The following is a 19,327-nucleotide window of genomic DNA, read 5'->3' as shown; positions in this document are numbered from 1 at the left end:
ACAACCCCTGCATCTTCTTTCTCTCCATGAATCCGACCACACCCGCCCTCCAGAGCCGCCTGCCCGCCGTCGGCACCACCATCTTCACCGTCATGTCCGCCCTGGCCACGGAAAAAGGCGCGGTCAACCTGGGCCAGGGTTTCCCGGATTTCGAGGGCGACCCGCGCCTGGTGGACGCGGTGACCCAGGCCATGAAGGGCGGCCTGAACCAGTACCCGCCCATGACGGGCGTGCCCGCGCTGCGGGAGGCCATCGCGAAGAAGGTGGAAGCCATCTACGGCCACCGTTACGACGCCAACACCGAGATCACCATCACCGCCGGCGCCACCCAGGCGATCCTGACCATCATCCTGGCCATCGTGCACCCGGGCGACGAGGTCATCGTGCTGGAGCCCTGCTACGACAGCTATGTGCCCAACATCGAACTGGCCGGCGGCAAGGTGGTGCGCGTGCCCCTCACACCCGGCACCTTCCGCCCCGATTTCGGCAAGATCGCCGCCGCCATCACGCCCAGGACGCGGGCCATCCTCATCAACAGCCCGCACAACCCCAGCGGCATGGTCTGGACGAAAGAGGAAATGCTGCAGCTGCAGGAGCTGCTGGACCCGACGGACGTGCTGGTCATCAGCGACGAGGTCTACGAGCACATGGTGTTCGACGGCAAGCAGCACGAAAGCGCGGCGCGTTTCCCCGCGCTGGCCGCGCGCAGCTTCATCGTCAGCAGCTTCGGCAAGACCTACCACGTCACCGGCTGGAAAGTGGGCTACGTGGCCGCCCCCGCACCGCTCACCGCCGAGTTCCGCAAGGTGCACCAGTTCAACGTCTTCACCGTCAACACCCCGGTGCAGCACGGCCTGGCCGCCTACATGGCCGACCCGCGGCCCTACCTGGACCTGCCCGCCTTCTACCAGCGCAAGCGCGACCTGTTCCGCGAAGGGCTGAAGAAAACGCGTTTCAGGATGCTGCCCGGCCAGGGCACCTACTTCCAGTGCGTGGACATCTCGGCCGTGAGCGACCTGGGCGAGGCCGAGTTCTGCAAGTGGCTCACCACCGAGATCGGCGTGGCCGCCATCCCGCTCTCGGCCTTCTACGGCAACGGCTTCGACCAGAAGGTGGTGCGCTTCTGTTTTGCGAAGAAGGATGAGACACTGAACACCGCGCTGGAGCGGCTGGCCAAACTGTGAGGTAGTACATGAACGAACGTCAACGCCTGTGGCTCGGTTCGGGGCTGGTGCTCCTGCAGTTCGGCCTGCTGGGCGTGCTGGCCCTGCTGGCCTGGCCCGCCGTGGAGAACGGGGCCATCCCGCTGCTCGCCTGGGCCGCAGCCGCGGCTGCCCTGTTGCTGTTCGGCTGGACCCTGCGCGCCAACCGGCCGGGCAACTTCAACATCCATCCCCGCCCGCGCGTGGGTGGCACCCTGATCACCACGGGGCCCTACGGCTGGATCCGCCACCCCATGTACACCGCCTTCCTGCTCGGCGCCCTGGCCCTGGCCTGGACCGCCGCCAGCGAGGTAGCCTGGCTGGCCTGGTGGGCACTCTCGCTGGTGCTGTGGTTCAAGTCCACCCTGGAAGAACGCTGGATGCTGGCGCAGCATCCGGGGTACGTGCATTACCGGGAGCAGACCAAGCGGTTTGTGCCTTGGGTCTACTGACCAATATTGCATAGGGTTACTGCGGAACGGAGCATTGAGCCACTCCGGCGAAAAATGACTGTGGTGGGCCGTAACGGGCGTCCCCCTGTGGGCTAGCGACGCACTTCTTCTTGCCTTCATTGATATTGCTGGTAATATCACTGTGTGACCAAAAAGCAAAAGCTGCTTCTCGCCATCCTTGCCAACCAACGCGATGTCCGATTCAGTGATGCCTGCAAGGCAGCAGAGCTTCTGGGCTTTACTTTTCGCGGGATAAGAGGCTCACACACAACCTTTTCCAAACCAGGGGAGCCTTGGCAGCCGAACTTTCAGAATAGGAATGGAACGATTCCAACCTATCAAGCCAAGCAACTTGCGAATTACATCCGGGAACATCCCGAATATTTGGATCAGCCTGATGAATAAGTATCGAATCTCAATCAGCTACAGCCCTGAAGATCAAGGTTACATCGCAGTTGCACCGGAACTCGATGGTTGTTCGGCTTTCGGCGAAACCCCAGCAGAGGCCGCAACGGAGATTGAGCTAGCAATCGAGGCTTGGATAGACGCTGCGTTAGCCGCAGGCAATCCGGTGCCTCCTCCTATCCCACTAAATGTTGATGCCAAACGTAGTGGGAAATATCTATTACGCCTCGGCTCATCCTTGCATGAAACCGTCGCTGAGTTAGCTGATGCGGCAGGCCAGAGCCTAAACAGCTACATCTTGAGTGCAATTCATCTGAAAATTGGCTTCGATGCAGGCAATTCAATTGCTGAGCACAGGAGGTTTGCGGTTCCCAGTGAATATCTCATTCCTAGCAGCCAACTAATTTCTGGATCAACACTCGTCGCAAATCCAGTAAGACAAATTCGGCTGGAGAAATCCAAAGTAAATCTGACCACTGTTGGAACAACAGCTCAGCAGTAAGCGTATGGCCACGAAGAAATCAATGCCCCACAAAATCCCCACCGGTAAAGCTGTCGCGAAGCGTTCAGTCAGCTCGAAAAAAGCCGCGTGGCTTCGGAGCGATTACACGATTCGATTTTTCTGCGCAGATGACATTCGTATTGACGGCGATGGAAAGCCAATGCTTATTGGCTTTTATTCCGACAACGTAATTGTGGTTAACGCACCGAAGGACGTTAAGCCAACCAGAGAATCACCCTTGGGCCTTGCGAGCCTCACTTTCATGTTCACCATATCCGCACCTACGGGGAAACATCGTGCGGAAATTTCTTTTGAGCTAGGAGGTCAATTAAAAGGTGGCGTTCAGGTAAAGGAGTTTGAGATTGCGAAGCAAAAAACCTCATACAACGTCATTGCGAAAGCTCAACCATTCCCAGTCTTAGCTTTTGGTAAACAGCCTATCCATATTGAGGTAGATGGCCATAAGTTCACGGAGGAAATTGAGATTCGACCGCTTCATCCCGATTGACCAATAGCGGCACTAAGGAATCAAGCCCGAACCATCAGCACTGAATCGGATTCCGACAAAACTTCTCCAGCTCCCGCACCGCCGCCTTGCCGGCCACCGCGTTCCTGGCCTTGGGCCCCACGTCCAGGCTCAGCTTGAACTCGTACTTGCGGAAGAACTCGTCGAACAGCTCGCCACCCAGCGTGGCGTAGGCCGTCAAGGTGTCGGCTGTGGGATCGTGCTCCAGCAGCACGGCGCACAGAGGCTGTTCGGCCGGGCCGTTGAGCACACGTGCGCCCTGGGCCGGGTCGTACTGGCTGTGCTCGGCGCAGCAATGGATCAGGTTGTCCGCGACGCCCTTCTTGGCCTTGCTCTTGCGAAAGCTGATGAAGCTCACCTGCTGCGTGGGGTAGACCAGCTGGTGCGCGCAGATGGCGCTGAAGGCCACGATATTACGTTGCGGCCCTACGCCGCCGGGCCAGGTGTAGCTGTCCTTGCTCTTGGTACTCAGGGGCTGCGCTTGCGCGGGTTTGCCCAGGTTCAGCAGGAAAACCGGCGTGGCCTCGAAGGGGTAGTGGAAAACGTAGTTGGTCTGGGCCTTGAGCTGGCTGGCCTGGATCGGGTCGCCGAACTCGTTGCTCAACAGCACGCGGGAATAACTCTTGGGCTTGGCGTCGGCGCCGAAGGCCGGCAGGGCCACGGCCGCCGTCAGGCAGGCCACGCTGGTGGAACAGGATTCGACGAACTGGCGACGGTCCATGGGCGCACCCCACTCAGAAAGAACCGGCAGGATGGCCGGCTGCAGACCAATTTATCGGCGCGGCAGCGGCCCGTCAAGCGGGCTTGTCAGGGGCGGCGTGACTCGCGCCGTGCGATCCACAGCGTGGAGCCCGCGATGATGAGGCCGCCGATCATGGAGTGGCTCGTAGGCACATCGGCAAAAACCAGCCAGCCCATCAGCGCGGCCCAGACCAGGTCCAGGAACTTCACGGACTGCGTGGCCGAGATGTCGGCCACGGTGTAGGAGCGCATGAGCAGGTAGTGCGCGCCGCTGCCCAGCAGGCCGCAGAGCAGGTAACCGGCCCACTGCACGGCCGTGACGGCCTGCCAGTCGAACAGGGCCAGCGGCAGGCTCAGGAGGGTGACGGTGATGGACTGCCAGAGCACGATGACCCCCGCCGGCTCATAACGCGTGAGCGCCTTGCTGATGAGGAAGGAGGCCGCGAACATGGGCGCCGTGGAAAGCATGACCAGGTTCCACCAGCCGCCCGCGCCCGTCAGATTGGGCCCGACGACGATGATCACCCCGGCAAAGCCGATGCCCGCGGCCAGCCAGCGCTCCCAGCGCATGGGTTCACGCAGAAAGAGCCAGGCGCCGATCATGATGAAGATGGGCGTGGTGAAGCCCATGGCCGTGGTGTCGGACAGGGAGATGTGCGGAATGGCCGTGAACCAGATGGCCAGGCCCGTGGTGTGAACCAGGCCGCGTTGGAACTGCCCGACGATGTTCTTGGGCATCCAGGCCGCCAGCCCGCCGCGCAGCACCAGGGGCAGCAGCACGATGACGCCGCAGAGGTAGCGCAGGAACTGCGACTGCAGCGGCGGGATCTGCGTGGTGAGGTAACGCGTCATGGTGTTGAGCATGACAAAACACAGGCCGGCCGCGGTGGACCAGAGCAGGCCCTGGACCGTGGGATCCAGCCGGCCCGCGCGGTGCCGCGTCAGGTCCAGGCGCCGGCGCCAGGGGCTGCGGTGCGGTTTGAGTTTGTCTTGCCCCTTGACGCGCATCACCTGAGTTTAGTAGGAATGCTTAGTAATTGCCGTCGCGCGAGGGACTGGTTTTCCTCGAAAGCCTTCGAGCGATGCCACTCCGTTCACCCTGAGCTCGTCGAAGGGCTTCGACAGGCTCAGCCCGAACGGAGCGTCTCTCAACTGGTCAATTGAGACCACGCTTTATCAAGGCGCTTCACACTCACCGGCTGCGGTGTGCGCAATTCCTGCGCAAAGAAGCTCACGCGCAGTTCCTCCAGCAGCCAGCGGAACTCCTGCAGGCGCTCGTCCATCACGCCCTTGCGCTCGGCCACCAGGCGCCAGTAGCGCTGCTCCTGCGGGCGCAGCTCGGCCAGGCGGGTGGTGTCACGCGCAGGGTCGGCGCGGTATTTGTCCAGGCGCAGGGTGACGGCCCTGAGGTAACGCGCGAAGTGCTGCAGCTGGGGCCAGGGCGTCTGGGCGATGAAACGCTTGGGGCACAGGCGTTGCAGCTGCTGCGCACAATCAGCCGTGGCCTCGGGCGCATTTTTCGTGTCCTTGATCTTGCGCGCGGCAGCGGCGTACTCCACAAGAATGACACCGGCCAGACGCGCCACCTCGTTGGCGATTAGGGTCAGGCGCCCCCGGCCCTCTTCCAGCCGGCGCTTGAAGTCGAATTCGTTGGCCGGCAGCGGGTCGAGCAGGAAGGCGCGCTCCAGCGCCACGTCGGTGATCTGGGCGCGCAACTCTTCCATGGTGCCCAGGGGCATATAGGCCACGGCCATTTTCTGCAGCTCGGGGATGTTTTTTTCCAGGTACTTGAGCGCGTCCCTGATCTGCAGGGCAAACAGGCGGCGTAGGCCCCCACGGTGTTTGGCCGCGGCGACCTCGGGCTCGTCGAAGACCTCGATGCCCACGGCCTCGCCCAGGTCGATCAGGGCCGGGAAGCCGATCAGGGTCTGCCCGCCCTTGCGAATCTCCATGAGCTCGGGCAGCTCGCCAAAGGTCCAGCCGGTGTAGCGCTGGTCTGCGGGCACGGTGGGCTGTGCCTTCGCTCCCTCTCCCTTGGGGAGAGGGCTGGGGTGAGGGCCCAGCACTCGATCAGCGCTTCCCTCACCCTGCCCTCTCCCGGAGGGAGAGGGGAAAGATGCTGTCGTGGTTGCTGCAACCTTCAACGCCGCCAGCGCCTGGAAAGCGCCGCGCGCCTGCGCGCCCAGTTCGGCCTTGAGCGCACCGAGGTTGCGGCCCGTGCCCATCTGGCGGCCGTGTTCGTCCACCACACGGAAGTTCATGAACAGGTGGGGCGCCAGCATGTCGAACTTGAAGTCCGCGCGCTTGACGTCCAGGCTGGTGATGTCGCGCACTAGTCTGAGCAGCGCGTCGGTCAGGCCGCCACGGCCGAAGGCCTCGGGCGTGCCCAGGGTCTCCGCCAGCCTGGCGGCCGATTCGGGCAAGGGCACAAAGCGGCTGCGCGGGCGCTGCGGCAGGCTCTTGAGCAGGGCCTGTATCTTGTCCTTGAGCATGCCGGGCACCAGCCACTCGCAACGCTCCTCGTTGACCTGGTTCAGCACGAACAGCGGCACGCTGACCGTCAGGCCGTCGCGCGGGTCGCCGGGTTCGTGCAGGTAACTGACAGCGCAGTCCACACCGCCCAGGCGCAGGGTCTTGGGGAAGGCGTTGCTGGTGATGCCCGCGGCCTCGTGACGCATGAGCTCTTCGCGCGTGAGCTGCAGCAGCTGGGGGTTCTTCTTGCTTTCTTCGCGGTACCAGCGCTCGCACTCGAAGCCGCTGCAGATGTCGGCCGGCAGCTGCTGGTCGTAATAGGCGTAGATGAGTTCGTCGTCCACCAGCACGTCCTGCCGGCGCGATTTGTGCTCCAGCTCCTCGACCTGACGGATCAGCTTCTCGTTGGCGGCGATGAAAGGCAGCTTGGTTTCCCACTCGCCGCCCACGATGCCTTCGCGGATGAAGATTTCGCGCGCGGCCACGGGGTCCACCCGGCCGTAGTTGATGCGCCGCCCGCTGTAGACCACGATGCCGTAGAGCGTCGCGCGCTCCAGGGCCACCACCTCGGCCGCCTTCTTTTCCCAATGCGGGTCCAGCAGCTGTTTCTTGAGCAGATGGCCGGCCACCTGCTCGATCCACTGCGGTTCGATGGCGGCGATACCACGGCCGAACAGGCGCGTGGTCTCCACCAGTTCCGCCACCACGATCCAGCGGCCCGGCTTCTTGCTCAGGTGAGCCCCGGGATGGCGGTGGAACTTGATGCCGCGCGCGCCCAGGTACTCGCCGCTGGAATCCGCCTGCCCCGAGCCTGTCGAAGGGTCCAGCTTGCAGCCCACGTTGCCCAGCAGGCCGGCCAGCATGGACAGGTGCAGCTGTTCGTAGCTGGCCGGGGCCGTGTTGAAATGTTGCCCCCACGCTCCGCGCTGCGCGTCGTCGCTGCCCCCCGAGGGGGCCACGCCCTGCTTGGGGCGGCCCGGCGCCGGGCGTAGCCACCCGTGTTCGGTCACCACGGTCAGCAGCTGGCTGTGGATATCGCGCCATTCGCGCACACGGCGGATGTTGACGAAGTTCTGGCGCAGCAGCTGTTCGTACTGGCGGTTGGACAGCTTATGGGTCGGCGTGCCCCCACCCCTGCCCTCCCCCAGAGGGGGAGGGAGTGAAACGCCTGAGGGGTTTTCACCCCCTCTCCCTTTGGGAGAGGGTTGGGGTGAGGGCAGCCCGCCTCTAGCATCGTTGATCCACTTCCAGAGCTTGAGGTACCCCGTGAACTCGCTCTTCTCATCGTCGAACTTGGCGTGGGCCTGGTCGGCCTGGGTCTGCATCTCCATGGGGCGGTCGCGCACGTCCTGCACGCTGAGGGCGCTGGCGATGACCAGCACCTCCTCCAGCGCGCCGCGGGCCTTGGCTTCCAGGATCATGCGGCCCACGCGCGGGTCCAGCGGCAGTTTGGCCAGTTCGCGACCCATGGGCGTGAGCTCGTTGGCTTCGTCCACCGCGCCCAGTTCGGCCAGCAGCTGGTAGCCGTCGGCAATGGCGCGGCCCGAGGGCATTTCCAGAAAGGGGAAGTCTTCCACCACACCCAGGTGCAGGGACTTCATGCGCAGGATGACGCCGGCCAGCGAGGAGCGCAGGATTTCGGGCGTGGTGAAACGCTCGCGCCCGGCAAAGTCCTTCTCGTCGTAGAGGCGGATGCAGATGCCGTTGGCCACACGGCCGCAACGGCCGGCCCGCTGGTTGGCGGCGGCCTGGCTGACCGGCTCGACCATCAGCTGCTCGACCTTGCTCCTGAAACTGTAGCGCTTGACGCGGGCCGTTCCCGCGTCGATCACGTAGCGGATGCCGGGCACCGTGAGCGAGGTTTCGGCCACGTTGGTGGCCAGCACGATGCGCCGGCCGCTGTGGCTGTCGAACACGCGGTCCTGCTCGGCCTGGCTCAGGCGGGCGAAGAGCGGCAGCACTTCGGCATTGCGGGTGATGGCGTTGTGGCTGAGGTGTTTGCGCAGGTGGTCGGCGGCCTCGCGGATTTCGCGTTCACCGGGCAAAAACACCAGGATGTCGCCACCCGCATTACCGGCCCATAGCTCATCCACCCCGTCGGCGATGGCGTCGTTCAGGTCGTAATCGCGGCTTTCCTCGTAGGGCCGCCAGCGCTGCTCGACCGGAAAGGTACGGCCGGAGACCATGATCACCGGCGCGGGCCCCTTGCTGCTTGCAAAGTGCTGGGCAAAACGGTCGGCATCGATGGTGGCCGAGGTGACCACGATCTTGAGATCGGGCCGGCGCGGCAGGATCTGGCGCAGGTAGCCCAGCAGGAAGTCGATGTTGAGGCTGCGCTCGTGCGCCTCGTCGATGATGAGGGTGTCGTAGGCCTGCAGCAGCGGATCGGTCTGCGTCTCGGCCAGCAGGATGCCGTCGGTCATGAGCTTGACGGAGGCGTCCTTGGACAGGCGGTCCTGGAAACGCACCTTGTAGCCCACCACCTCGCCCAGCGGGGTCTTGAGCTCCTCGGCGATGCGCTTGGCCACCGAACTCGCGGCGATACGGCGCGGCTGGGTGTGGCCGATGAGCCGGCCGCGCTGAGCACGGGTCGTTGAGCTTGCCCCGCCAGAATTTGGAATGGGGCGCTGACCGCGCCCCATGGCCAGGGCGATCTTGGGCAGCTGCGTGGTCTTGCCGGAACCGGTCTCGCCGCAGACGATGATGACCTGATGCGCCTGCAGCGCGGCCGTGATCTCGTCGCGTTTGGCCGACACCGGCAGCGACTCGGGGAACTCGATTTTCAGGGGGGAGGAACTCAAAGGAGGATACTTCTCGGCGGAGACTTAAGATATCGCGCATGCACCACATTCACCGCCAGCTCTGGAACGTCAGATGTGCGTGTGCCATCGTGCTGGCCCTGTGGGCTCTATTGTCCTCGCTGCCGAGCCAGGCACAAACGAGCCCGCCGTCGGCGCCCGATGCCGGGAAACATGCGCTGATATTGCTGCAAACGGGCTATGGTAACCGTGGCGTCGACGCCTATGTGTCCAGCTTCGTCGAAAAGTGGCGGCAGCTGGGCGTGGGCAACGATGCGCTGCACGTGGAATACCTGGACCTGGCGCGCACGCCGGATGCGGAGTACCGCCGCCGGCTCAAAAGCATGCTGCTGCACAAGTATGCCGCGAGAAAGCTGGACCTCATCGTGGCCCTGCAGCAGCCAGCCCTGGAATATTTCCTGGGCGAGCTCAACACCCTGAGCCCCGAGGCGCCCGTGATCGCGGGCATCGCCTCCATCACGCCGCAGGCGGCCAGCGCCAGCCGGCGGCGTTTTCTGCAGCAGCGCATCAATGTGGATTTCATCGGCACCCTGGAGCTTGCGCGCCGCCTGCTGCCCGACACCCGGCGCGTTGTCGTCCTGAGCGGCGCGGGGGCGGCCGACCTGGCCGTGCTGCGCGAGTTCAAGGCAATCGCCGGGCGCTGGGACCGGCAGCTCAGCTTCGAATACACCGACACCCTGACGGCCGATGAAATACGCCAGCGGCTGTCCCGGCTGCAGCCGGGCGCCGTGGTGCTGCAGACCCTGTTCAACCAGGACGCCACTGGAAAATCCTTCGACTCGCCCGGCATGCGGCTTGAATTTTCCCGGATCGCCAAGGTGCCCACCTTCTCCCTTTACGCCATCAATGTGGGCATCGGGGACGACATCGGCGGCATGGTCTGGTCCAACTCGGCCGAAGGCGAAAGCGCGGCCGAGACGGGTGTGGCGATCATGCGGGGTCAGTTGCAGCTGACCCAGGCCATCACGCCCCTGCCCAGCCGCAGCGTCCCCATGTTCAACTGGCTGCAGCTCAGGCGCTGGGGCGCCGACACATCGGAGCTGCCCGCCGACAGCATCATCCTCAACAAGACACCCAATCTGTGGGAGGAACACCGCACCGCGGTCCTCGGCACCGTCCTGGCGCTGCTGCTGCTCTCGGGTCTGGCCGTGGCCCTGGCGATCCAGAACCGGCAGCGCCACAGGGCGGAAAAGATCGCGCGCGAGAACGAGATCAAGGCCCAGGAAGGCGAGACCAGCATCAAGCTGCTGGTCGACCATGCGCCCGAGGCCATCACCGTCTTCGACCTGGACAGCGGCCTGTGCATCGAGGCCAATCCCAATGCCGTGCGGCTGCTGGCCCGCCAGCGCGAAGAAATATTCCAATGCGGTCTGCGGCAACTGCTCGCCGATGTCCCGCAACCCGGCGGCCTGGCCCGGGACGATTTCCTGCAGCACCATCTGGAGCAGGCGGCCAGCGGCGCGCATGTGGCCACGGAGGGCCTGGTCCGCACCGGCCGGGGCCACGACGTGCTGTGTGAAATACACCTGCAGCGCATGCCCTCGAGCAAGCACCGTCATCTGCGTGTCAGCTTCATCGACATCACCGAACGCCGCGAGAACGAGGAGCGTATCCACCGCCTGGCCTTTTATGACCCGCTGACCGACCTGCCCAACCGCCGCCTGCTGATGGACCGCATGCAGGTGGCCCTCAACACGGCCCAGCGCTCCGGGGAGATCTGCGCCCTGCTGTTCGTGGACCTCGACCATTTCAAGAATGTCAACGATGCCCAGGGCCACACCATGGGCGACCTGCTCCTGCAGCAGGTCGCCCGGCGCCTGCGCGGCCTGTTGCGCAGCGAGGACACCGTGGCGCGCATCGGCGGCGACGAGTTCGTGATCCTGCTGGCCCCGCTGGACGAGGCGCTGGGCAATTGCAGCCGCACGGCCCTCAACGTGGCCGAGAAGATACGAACGGCCCTGCTGGCCCCCTACGAGCTCGACGAGCAGCTCGGCGGCACGAGCGCCAGCATCGGCGTGACGCTGCTTTCGGCGCACACGCGATCGGTGGACGACCTGCTGCGCGAGGCCGATACCGCCATGTACAAGGCCAAGGGCATGGGGCGCAACAGCATCGCCTTCTACGAACCCGAGATGCACGCCGAGATCCAGGAGCGCCTGGCCCTGGAGGCGGACCTGAAGCTGGCCATCACGCGGCAGCAGCTCTCCATGCACCTGCAGACGCAGGTTGACGCCCAGGGCCGGATCTGCGGGGCCGAATCGCTGCTGCGCTGGCAGCACCCGGTGCGCGGTTTCGTTCCGCCGCAGCAGTTCATCGAACTGGCGGAAAGCTCGGGCCTGATCATCGAGATCGGCAACTGGGTGCTGGCGCAGTGCTGCGGCCACCTCGCGCAGATGGCCCGGCGCGGCAGCACCCTGTCCCTGGCGGTCAACATCAGCCCCCGCCAGTTCAACGACCCGGGGTTCGTCGACCGGGTGCGCGAGATACTGGAGAGCAGCGGCGCCCCCGCCCATCAGCTGGTCCTCGAGGTGACCGAGGGCCTGCTGATCCACGAGATGGAGCAGGTGCTGGAACGCATGAACGCCCTGGCCGCCCTGGGTGTGCGCTTTTCGATTGACGACTTCGGCACGGGCTACTCCAATCTGGCCTACCTGAACCGCATGCCCCTGTACGAGCTCAAGATCGACAAGAGCTTTGTGCAGGGCCTGCCGGACGATGCCAATGCCCGCGGCATCGTCCAGTCCATCCTGTCCATGGCCCGGCACTTCACCCTGCATGTGGTGGCCGAGGGGGTGGAGACCGAGGCGCAGGCCGATTTCCTCAAGCGCAACGACTGCGCCGGACTGCAGGGGTATTTCTACGCCCGGCCCATCCCGGCCCAGGAATGGCTCGATCGCCTCTGATCCTGCGCCCCGGAGCCGCAAATTCATGGAGAATCGGCAAATCCACCGACCGACCCTCCTACCCGCCCCTGCCGCATGTCCGCTGTCTTCAACTTCACCTTCGTGCCCTGGTTCCGCTCGGTCGCGCCCTACATCCACATGCACCGTGGCAAGACCTTTGTGGTGGGCGTCTGTGGTGAGGCGATTGCCGCCGGCAAGCTGCAGCATCTGGCGCAGGACCTGGCGCTGATCCAGAGCATGGGCGTGAAGGTCGTGCTGGTGCACGGTTTCCGCCCGCAGGTAAACGAACAGCTCAAGGCCAAGGGCCACGCGGCCAGGTACTCGCACGGCATGCGCATCACCGACGAGGTGGCGCTGGACTGCGCGCAGGAGGCCGCGGGCCAGCTGCGCTACGAGATCGAGGCGGCCTTCAGCCAGGGCCTGCCCAACACCCCCATGGCCGGCGCCACGGTGCGCGTGCTCTCGGGCAACTTCATCACGGCGCGCCCGGTGGGCATCGTCGACGGGGTGGACTTCCAGCACTCGGGCCTGGTGCGCAAGGTGGACGTGGCCGGCATCAACCGCACGCTGGACATGGGCGCCATGGTGCTGCTCTCGCCCTTCGGCTTCTCGCCCACGGGCGAGGCCTTCAACCTGACCATGGAAGAGGTGGCCACCAGCGTGGCCATGGCCATGCACGCCGACAAGCTGATCTTCGTGACCGAGGTGCCGGGCATCCGCATCCATGCCAACGAGCCCGAGTCCGAGGACAACCCGATCGACACCGAGCTGCCCCTGGCCGCCGCCGAACTGCTGCTGGCCCAGATGCCCGCCGGCCAGCGCCCGACCGACACCGCCTTCTACCTGCAGCACTGCGTGCAGGCCTGCAAGGGCGGCGTGGAGCGCAGCCACATCATCCCCTTCGCGGTGGACGGCGCGCTGCTGCTGGAGGTGTATGTGCACGACGGCATCGGCACCATGGTGGTGGACGAAAAGCTGGAGGAGCTGCGCGAAGCCACGGCCGACGACGTGGGCGGCATCCTGCAGCTGATCGAACCGTTCGAGAAGGACGGCACCCTGGTCAAGCGCGACCGCACCGAGATCGAGCGCGATATCGGCAACTACACCATCGTCGAGCACGACGGCGTGATCTTCGCCTGCGCCGCGCTCTATCCCTACCCCGAGGCCCGGACGGCCGAGATGGCCGCGCTGACCGTCTCGCCCGAATCGCAGGGCCAGGGTGATGGCGAGAAGATCCTGAAGCGCATCGAGCAGCGCGCCAGGGCCATGGGCCTGGACAGCATCTTCGTGCTGACCACACGCACCATGCACTGGTTCCTCAAGCGCGGTTTCCAGAACGTGGACCCGGACTGGCTGCCCGAGGCGCGCAAACGCAAGTACAACTGGGACCGCAAGTCCCAGGTGCTGGTGAAGAAGCTGGGCTGAGGCCCCGGAGCGGGCGCCGCTCCAGGCCATCGGGCCTTTTCTTCGGCCGGGAACCTCTGCGTCCCGGCGCCTGCGGTGGCTTGCGCATCCAGCCGGCGCATACTGCGCAGGCCTACTTTCGATCAGGAGCACCCATGCACCAAGAGACTTTTGACGCCATCGTCATCGGCGCGGGCCAGGCCGGGCCCGCCATTGCCGCGCGCTGCAGCAGGGAAGGTCTGCGCACCGCTGTGATCGAGCGCGGCGCTTTTGGCGGCACCTGCGTCAATGTCGGCTGCGTGCCGACCAAGACCCTGGTGGCCAGTGCGCGCACCATCCACCTGGCGCGCCGCGGCGCGGAATTCGGTTTCCAGACTGGCGACATCCGGGTCGACATGGCGCGTGTCAAGGCGCGCAAGGACGACATCGTGCGGCATTCGCGCGAGGGCGTGGAGGCCTGGATGCGCGGCCTGAAGAACACCGAGGTGATCACCGGCGCCGCCCGCTTCGTAGCCCCCGCCACGATCGAGGTCGCGGGCCGGCGGCTGACGGCGCCGCGCATCTTCCTCAACACAGGTGGCCGCTCGGTGCGGCCCGAACTGCCGGGCATCGCCAGCGTGCCGACGCTGGACCATGCGTCCATCATGGATCTGGCGACCGTGCCGGAGCACCTGCTGATCGTCGGCGGCAGCTATATCGGGCTCGAGTTCGCGCAGATGATGCGACGTTTCGGCGCGCAGGTGACGGTGGTCGAGCGCTCGCCCCGGCTGCTCCCCCGCGAAGACGAGGACGTGTCGGACGGCATACGCGACATCCTGGCCGCCGAGGGCGTGCGTTTCGAGCTGGGCGCCGAATGCCTGTCGCTCAGCCGCCAGGGCCGGCACATCGCCCTGGGCACGGCCTGCGGTGACCGCCCGTCCGAGCTGGTGGGCAGCCATGTGCTGCTGGCCGTCGGTCGCCGCCCCAACACCGATGCGCTGGGCCTGGAACTGGCCGGCATCGCCGCCGACGCCCGCGGCTACATCACCGTCGACGAGCAGTGCCGCACCAGCGCCGCGGGCGTCTGGGCGGTGGGCGACTGCAACGGCCGTGGCGCCTTCACACACACCTCGTGGAACGACCATGAGATCGTGGTCGCCAACCTCTTCGAACAGGATGCACGCCGCATCGCCGACCGCATCGACTGCTACGCCCTGTTCATCGATCCGGCGCTGGGCCGCATCGGCATGACCGAGACCCAGGCGCGTGCCAGCGGGCGCCCCGTGCTCATGGCCAAGATGCCGATGCAGCGCGTGGGCCGGGCGCGCGAGGCCGGCGAAACCCAGGGTTTCATGAAGGTGCTGGTCGATGGGCAGACCCGGCAGCTGCTGGGCGCCGCCCTGCTCGGCCTGCATGGCGACGAGGTGATCCACGCCCTGCTGGACGTGATGGCCGCCAAGCAGCCCTACACCGCCATCTCGCGCACCATGCACATCCACCCGACGGTGAGCGAGCTGGTGCCGACACTGCTGCTGCAGCTCAAGCCCCTGGACTGAGGGCGCCCCGGCGCGGTGAACCGCGCTTCAACCCAGCTCGGCCAGCCGTTTTTCCTGTCGCGCGGTCAGGCGGTCGATGTCGGCGATGTCCTGCGCCGAGAGCTTGGGGCCGGGCTTGCGCACCGCCGCCGAGGCGATGACACCACGCTGGGCCAGGATGTGCTTGCGCACCGCCAGGCCGATAGGGGCCTGCTGCTCGTAGCGCGCCAGCGGCAGGTAGGCGTCGAACAGGTCGTGCGCGCGCTCCACCTGGCCGGCCGCGTGTGCGGCGCACACGTCCACCATCATCTCTGGGTAGGCAAAACCGGTCATGGCGCCGTCGGCGCCACGCGTGAGTTCCTCGGGCAGGAAGAGGCCGCCGCCATTGCCCGTGAGGATGGAGACACGCTTGAGATCCCCCTTGTCACCGGCGGCACGGATGGCGCTGAGCTTGGCCAGGCCCGGGCAGTCCTCGTGCTTGAGCATCACGCAGCGGGGTGAGTTCTTGAGGATCCTGAGGATGACGCCGGTGGACATCTGCACCCCCGTGGCCACCGGGTGGTCCTGCAGCACCCAGGGCACATCGGCGCCCAGGGTCTCGTTGACCATGTCGAAATAGGCCGTGATCTGGTCATCGCTGCGCACGGTGGACGGCGGCGCCACCATGACACCGGCCGCGCCCAGGTCCATCACGCTCTGCGTGAGCTCGCGCATGGGCGCGAAGCCCGGCGACGAGGCGCCCACCACCACCGGCACCCGGCCGGCCACACGCGCCAGCACCTGCCTGACGAAGGTGCGCGACTCTTCCATGGTGAGCTTGGGCGCCTCGCCCATGATGCCCAGCACGGTCAGGCCGGTGACGCCTTTTTCCAGGCAGAAATCGACCATGCGGTCGGTGCTGGCCAGGTCCAGCGCGCCGCTGTCGGTGAAAGGCGTCACCGTGATCAGGTAGACGCCGCGGGCCTGGGTATCGAGTTGATTGTTCACCTTGAAACACTCCATTCCATCTTCGCCATGAGCATACAGGCTGGTTTGCCCGCTTCATGCAAAACGGCACCCGCAGGTGCCGTTTTGTCGGGCCGGAAATCTTCAGGCCTGCAGCTTGAACACGGCCACGGTCTGCACCAGCTCGTTCGACTGATTTTTGAGGCTGGAGGCGGCGGCGGCCATCTCTTCCACCAGCGCCGCGTTCTGCTGCGTGGCCTGGTCCATGTTCGTCACGGCCTCACCGATCTGCGCCACACCCTGGCTCTGCTCGGCGCTGGCCGCGCTGATCTCGCCCATGATGTCGGTCACCCGGCGGATGCTGGCCACCACCTCGTTCATGGTCGCACCGGCCTGGTCCACCAGGGTGGTGCCCTGGCCCACGCGTTCCACACTGTCGTTGATCAGGGTCTTGATTTCCTTGGCGGCCTCGGCCGAACGTCCGGCCAGGCTGCGCACCTCGCTGGCCACCACGGCAAAACCCCGGCCCTGCTCGCCGGCCCGCGCGGCCTCCACCGCGGCATTGAGCGCCAGGATGTTGGTCTGGAAGGCGATGCCGTCGATCACGCTGATGATGTCGGCGATCTTCCTGGAGCTGTCGTTGATGCCCTTCATGGTGTCCACCACCTGGGCCACCACCTCGCCACCCTGCACGGCCACGGTGCTCGCGCTCTGGGCCAGCTGGTTGGCCTGGCGCGCGTTGTCGGCGTTCTGCTTGACGGTGGACGAGAGTTCTTCCATCGATGCCGCGGTTTCTTCCAGCGCGCTGGCCTGGCTTTCGGTGCGCGCGCTCAGGTCCTGGTTGCCCTGGGCGATCTCGGCGCTGGCCGCGGAGACGGATTCCGAACCCTGACGCACACGGCTCACGATCTGGGCCAGGTTGTGCTGCATGCCGCTCAGGGCCTGCAGCAGCTGGGCCACTTCGTCGCGCCCGGTCGCCTGGATGTTCTGGGCCAGGTCACCGTCGGAAATATGCATGGCACAGTCGACCGCCGACTCGATGGGCTTCACGATGGAGCGCGCCAGCAGGTAAGCCAGCGCGGCGCTGAGGATCAGCGCCAGCACGCCGCCGGTGATCAGCAGCTGGCGCCCGGTGGCGGCACTCTGCTCGGCCTGCGCCAGAGTGGCATCGAAAATGGCCTGTTGCCGTTTTTCCAGCTGCAGAATGGAATCGATGTAGGCATCGGCCAGCGGACGCAGCTCCTTGTCCAGGGCAGCCTGCACATCCTCGCCAGCCGCCTTGCGCTTGAGGATGGCCGCACGTGGCGTGCGGTAAGCCTCGCGCGCCGCGTCGATCTTGACGATCAGCGCCTTGCCCTCCTCCGAATGCACCAGCTCGATCATGCGTTTACGTGAGGCCAGCGTGATTTCCGACGTCTTGTCCATCTCGGCGACCCACATCGGTATGCGACTGGTGTCGGCATCCAGCATGGCCGCCTTGGTACGAACCCAGTTGACGTCGATGGTCTGGCGCCACTGCACTGCCATCTTCAGTTTCTCACTGTCATCGGTGCCGAGGGCATGGGTGGTGTTGGCAAGTTCCTGCAGCCGCCAGTAGCCCAGACCAACACAAAGGATGAGGATCAGCAGGATGGCGCCGAAGGCGAGGCCCAGGCGGGCGGCGATTTTCAGGTCACGTAGGGCTTGCATGGCGGCTTTCTCTTCTGGTTGGCGACCGCACCGACGCGAGACTGAGCCCCGGGCCTGGAGGTACGCATTGGTCCAGAATAGCAGCTTTACCCTGCATCTCGCAGGGAATAAGCACGGAAAGCGTCCGCTATTTATCGGCGCCTGCCAGCGCCCGACAGGGCCAGCCAGAGGCCCAGCAGGGCAAAGGCCACGAACCAGAGGAAGGACCAGTTGGCGATGGTGCCGCCCAGGAAGGTCCAGTCGATGGCCGTGCAGTCGCCCGAGCCCCGGAAGATCATGGGGATGGCGCGTTGCAGGGGGAAGTTTTCGATCATGCCGTAGAGGTCTCGGCCGCAGGTGGCGATCTCGGGCGGGTACCACTGCAGCCAGCTCTGGCGCGCAGCGACGAAGGCGCCGAAACCGGCAATCAGCAGCACCAGACCGCCCAGCCAGCGGTGGCTGCGCGGCCCTGGCAGGGCCGCGCCCAGGGCGGCGACCACCGCCACCAGCACCATGGCGTAGCGCTGCACGATGCACATGGGACAGGGTTCGAGCCCCACCACGTGCTGCAGATAAAGACCGAAGCCCAGCAGGCCCAGGCAGGCCAGGCAGATCAGCGCGTAGATGCGGCGCGGGCTGAGACGGGAAATGAGTTCAGACAGTTGAGGCAAGATCCGGGGTTCCTTCCACGAAGACGCGGGCCTTGCGGGGTGTCAGCACCAGCAGTTCGCCCTCCGTCAAACCGAGTTCGCGGTATTGTGACGCAGGAAGCTGCGCCTCGATCACCGCGTTGTCCCCGGATTGGGTCGCGTCTTCGGGAATAAGTTCCAGCCGCGCAGTCGGTCCGGCCACAATGGCCCGACTCAGGCGTGCCGCGATGCCCGTGGCACCGGGCGCATAACGCTGCACGTCAAAGTCGTGCGGGCGCACATAGGCATAGGCCTTGGCATCCGCCGCGCCCCGGTGTTCAGGCGTGTCCAGGCGCAGGCCCTGCTGGCCCGTGCCGATCACCACCTCGCCCTGCTCCACGCGGCCGTGGAAAAGGTTCACGTCGCCCAGGAAACCGTAGACAAAGGGGCTGGCCGGCTGGTCCCAGACCTGCTGGGGTGTGCCGATCTGCTCGATATGGCCGTGGTTCATGAGCACCACGCGGTCGGCCACCTCCAGCGCCTCCTCCTGGTCGTGCGTGACGAAGATGCTGGTCACGTGCAGCTCGTCATGCAGACGGCGCAGCCAGCGGCGCAGTTCCTTGCGCACCTTGGCGTCCAGCGCGCCGAAGGGTTCGTCCAGCAGCAGCACCTTGGGCTCCACGGCCAGGGCGCGCGCCAGGGCGATGCGCTGGCGCTGCCCACCGGAGAGCTGCGAGGGGTAACGCTCGGCCAGCCAGTCCAGCTGAACCAGCTTGAGCAGCTCATACACCTTGGCCTTGATCTGGGCTTCGCTGGGGCGCTGGGCCCGCGGTTTCATGCGCAGGCCGAAGGCCACATTGTCGAACACGGTCATGTGGCGGAACAGCGCGTAGTGCTGGAACACGAAGCCTACATTGCGCTCGCGCACATGCACCTCGGTGGCGTCCTCGCCGCTGAACAGGATGGCGCCCTGGTCGGGTGTTTCCAGGCCGGCGATGATGCGCAGCAGCGTGGTCTTGCCGCAGCCCGAGGGGCCGAGCAAGGCGACGAGCTCGCCGGACTGGATGTCCAGACTGACGTCGTTCAGGGCCTGGAAGTCGCCGAACTGCTTGCTGATGTTGCGGATTTCGATGCTCATGTTTTAT

The 19,327-nt window shown here is 65.5% G+C and carries 15 protein-coding genes; 8 read left to right on the top strand and 7 right to left on the bottom strand.

Annotated features, from left to right (window positions below):
- Positions 1–26 precede the first annotated feature (26 nt).
- The 5 genes from ACYVH8_RS02370 to ACYVH8_RS02350 all read left to right on the top strand — a co-directional run bounded on the left by ACYVH8_RS02370 (position 27) and on the right by ACYVH8_RS02350 (position 3,069).
- Complete coding sequence (locus ACYVH8_RS02370) at positions 27–1,184, top strand: pyridoxal phosphate-dependent aminotransferase (RefSeq protein WP_460487274.1); 1,158 nt, start codon at positions 27–29, stop codon at positions 1,182–1,184.
- Between the two features lie 8 nt (positions 1,185–1,192).
- Positions 1,193–1,654, top strand: a complete 462-nt coding sequence (locus ACYVH8_RS02365) for a methyltransferase family protein (protein WP_460487273.1) — start codon at positions 1,193–1,195, stop codon at positions 1,652–1,654.
- Positions 1,655–1,798: 144 nt separating this feature from the next.
- Positions 1,799–2,059 (top strand): type II toxin-antitoxin system HicA family toxin, encoded by a 261-nt coding sequence (locus ACYVH8_RS02360; protein WP_460487272.1) that lies wholly within the window; start codon positions 1,799–1,801, stop codon positions 2,057–2,059.
- Positions 2,052–2,561: a toxin-antitoxin system HicB family antitoxin gene (locus ACYVH8_RS02355; RefSeq protein WP_460487271.1), complete on the top strand. Its 510-nt coding sequence runs from the start codon at positions 2,052–2,054 to the stop codon at positions 2,559–2,561. Before ACYVH8_RS02360 ends, ACYVH8_RS02355 begins: the two co-directional genes overlap by 8 nt.
- A 4-nt stretch (positions 2,562–2,565) precedes the next feature.
- The gene (locus ACYVH8_RS02350; protein WP_460487270.1) at positions 2,566–3,069 is read left to right on the top strand and encodes a hypothetical protein; all 504 of its coding nucleotides are present in this window, start codon (positions 2,566–2,568) and stop codon (positions 3,067–3,069) included.
- A gap of 34 nt (positions 3,070–3,103) precedes the next feature.
- Here ACYVH8_RS02350 and ACYVH8_RS02345 read toward each other — a convergent pair whose 3' ends face one another.
- The 3 genes from ACYVH8_RS02345 to hrpA all read right to left on the bottom strand — a co-directional run bounded on the left by ACYVH8_RS02345 (position 3,104) and on the right by hrpA (position 9,101).
- Positions 3,104–3,808, bottom strand: a complete 705-nt coding sequence (locus ACYVH8_RS02345; protein WP_460487269.1) for a Rieske (2Fe-2S) protein — start codon at positions 3,806–3,808, stop codon at positions 3,104–3,106.
- 86 nt (positions 3,809–3,894) lie between these two features.
- On the bottom strand, positions 3,895–4,836 hold the full coding sequence (locus ACYVH8_RS02340; RefSeq protein ID WP_460487379.1) for a DMT family transporter: 942 nt from the start codon (positions 4,834–4,836) through the stop codon (positions 3,895–3,897).
- 140 nt (positions 4,837–4,976) lie between these two features.
- The gene (gene hrpA / locus ACYVH8_RS02335) at positions 4,977–9,101 is read right to left on the bottom strand and encodes an ATP-dependent RNA helicase HrpA (protein ID WP_460487268.1); all 4,125 of its coding nucleotides are present in this window, start codon (positions 9,099–9,101) and stop codon (positions 4,977–4,979) included.
- Positions 9,102–9,139: 38 nt separating this feature from the next.
- On the opposite strand from hrpA, the gene ACYVH8_RS02330 reads away from it, so the two are divergent.
- The 3 genes from ACYVH8_RS02330 to ACYVH8_RS02320 all read left to right on the top strand — a co-directional run bounded on the left by ACYVH8_RS02330 (position 9,140) and on the right by ACYVH8_RS02320 (position 14,961).
- Complete coding sequence (locus tag ACYVH8_RS02330) at positions 9,140–12,022, top strand: EAL domain-containing protein (protein WP_460487267.1); 2,883 nt, start codon at positions 9,140–9,142, stop codon at positions 12,020–12,022.
- A 75-nt stretch (positions 12,023–12,097) separates the two neighbouring features.
- The gene (argA, locus tag ACYVH8_RS02325) at positions 12,098–13,447 is read left to right on the top strand and encodes an amino-acid N-acetyltransferase (RefSeq protein ID WP_460487266.1); all 1,350 of its coding nucleotides are present in this window, start codon (positions 12,098–12,100) and stop codon (positions 13,445–13,447) included.
- Positions 13,448–13,581: 134 nt separating this feature from the next.
- Positions 13,582–14,961, top strand: a complete 1,380-nt coding sequence (locus ACYVH8_RS02320) for an FAD-containing oxidoreductase (RefSeq protein WP_460487265.1) — start codon at positions 13,582–13,584, stop codon at positions 14,959–14,961.
- A 27-nt stretch (positions 14,962–14,988) separates the two neighbouring features.
- Here ACYVH8_RS02320 and ACYVH8_RS02315 read toward each other — a convergent pair whose 3' ends face one another.
- The 4 genes from ACYVH8_RS02315 to ACYVH8_RS02300 form a co-directional block, all read right to left on the bottom strand.
- Positions 14,989–15,942 carry a dihydrodipicolinate synthase family protein gene (locus tag ACYVH8_RS02315; protein ID WP_460487264.1) on the bottom strand — a complete coding sequence of 318 codons (954 nt, stop codon included), beginning with the start codon at positions 15,940–15,942 and terminating at the stop codon, positions 14,989–14,991.
- A gap of 87 nt (positions 15,943–16,029) precedes the next feature.
- The gene (locus tag ACYVH8_RS02310) at positions 16,030–17,574 is read right to left on the bottom strand and encodes a methyl-accepting chemotaxis protein (protein WP_460487263.1); all 1,545 of its coding nucleotides are present in this window, start codon (positions 17,572–17,574) and stop codon (positions 16,030–16,032) included.
- Positions 17,575–17,705: 131 nt separating this feature from the next.
- Positions 17,706–18,215: a disulfide bond formation protein B gene (locus tag ACYVH8_RS02305; protein ID WP_460487378.1), complete on the bottom strand. Its 510-nt coding sequence runs from the start codon at positions 18,213–18,215 to the stop codon at positions 17,706–17,708.
- Positions 18,208–19,320 (bottom strand): sulfate/molybdate ABC transporter ATP-binding protein, encoded by a 1,113-nt coding sequence (locus tag ACYVH8_RS02300; protein WP_460487262.1) that lies wholly within the window; start codon positions 19,318–19,320, stop codon positions 18,208–18,210. Before ACYVH8_RS02300 ends, ACYVH8_RS02305 begins: the two co-directional genes overlap by 8 nt.
- Positions 19,321–19,327 lie beyond the last annotated feature (7 nt).

Source organism: Curvibacter fontanus, from assembly GCF_054780335.1.
This window is presented reverse-complemented; position numbering and strand designations above follow the sequence as displayed.

Coding starts and splice junctions, on each gene's coding strand:
- ACYVH8_RS02300 (WP_460487262.1), bottom strand. CDS start 19,320: ATGAGCATCGAAATCCGCAACATCAGCAAGCAGTTCGGCGACTTCCAG.
- ACYVH8_RS02370 (WP_460487274.1), top strand. CDS start 27: ATGAATCCGACCACACCCGCCCTCCAGAGCCGCCTGCCCGCCGTCGGC.
- ACYVH8_RS02330 (WP_460487267.1), top strand. CDS start 9,140: ATGCACCACATTCACCGCCAGCTCTGGAACGTCAGATGTGCGTGTGCC.
- ACYVH8_RS02320 (WP_460487265.1), top strand. CDS start 13,582: ATGCACCAAGAGACTTTTGACGCCATCGTCATCGGCGCGGGCCAGGCC.
- ACYVH8_RS02340 (WP_460487379.1), bottom strand. CDS start 4,836: ATGCGCGTCAAGGGGCAAGACAAACTCAAACCGCACCGCAGCCCCTGG.
- ACYVH8_RS02310 (WP_460487263.1), bottom strand. CDS start 17,574: ATGCAAGCCCTACGTGACCTGAAAATCGCCGCCCGCCTGGGCCTCGCC.
- ACYVH8_RS02345 (WP_460487269.1), bottom strand. CDS start 3,808: ATGGACCGTCGCCAGTTCGTCGAATCCTGTTCCACCAGCGTGGCCTGC.
- argA (WP_460487266.1), top strand. CDS start 12,098: ATGTCCGCTGTCTTCAACTTCACCTTCGTGCCCTGGTTCCGCTCGGTC.
- ACYVH8_RS02315 (WP_460487264.1), bottom strand. CDS start 15,942: ATGGAGTGTTTCAAGGTGAACAATCAACTCGATACCCAGGCCCGCGGC.
- ACYVH8_RS02355 (WP_460487271.1), top strand. CDS start 2,052: ATGAATAAGTATCGAATCTCAATCAGCTACAGCCCTGAAGATCAAGGT.
- ACYVH8_RS02365 (WP_460487273.1), top strand. CDS start 1,193: ATGAACGAACGTCAACGCCTGTGGCTCGGTTCGGGGCTGGTGCTCCTG.
- ACYVH8_RS02350 (WP_460487270.1), top strand. CDS start 2,566: ATGGCCACGAAGAAATCAATGCCCCACAAAATCCCCACCGGTAAAGCT.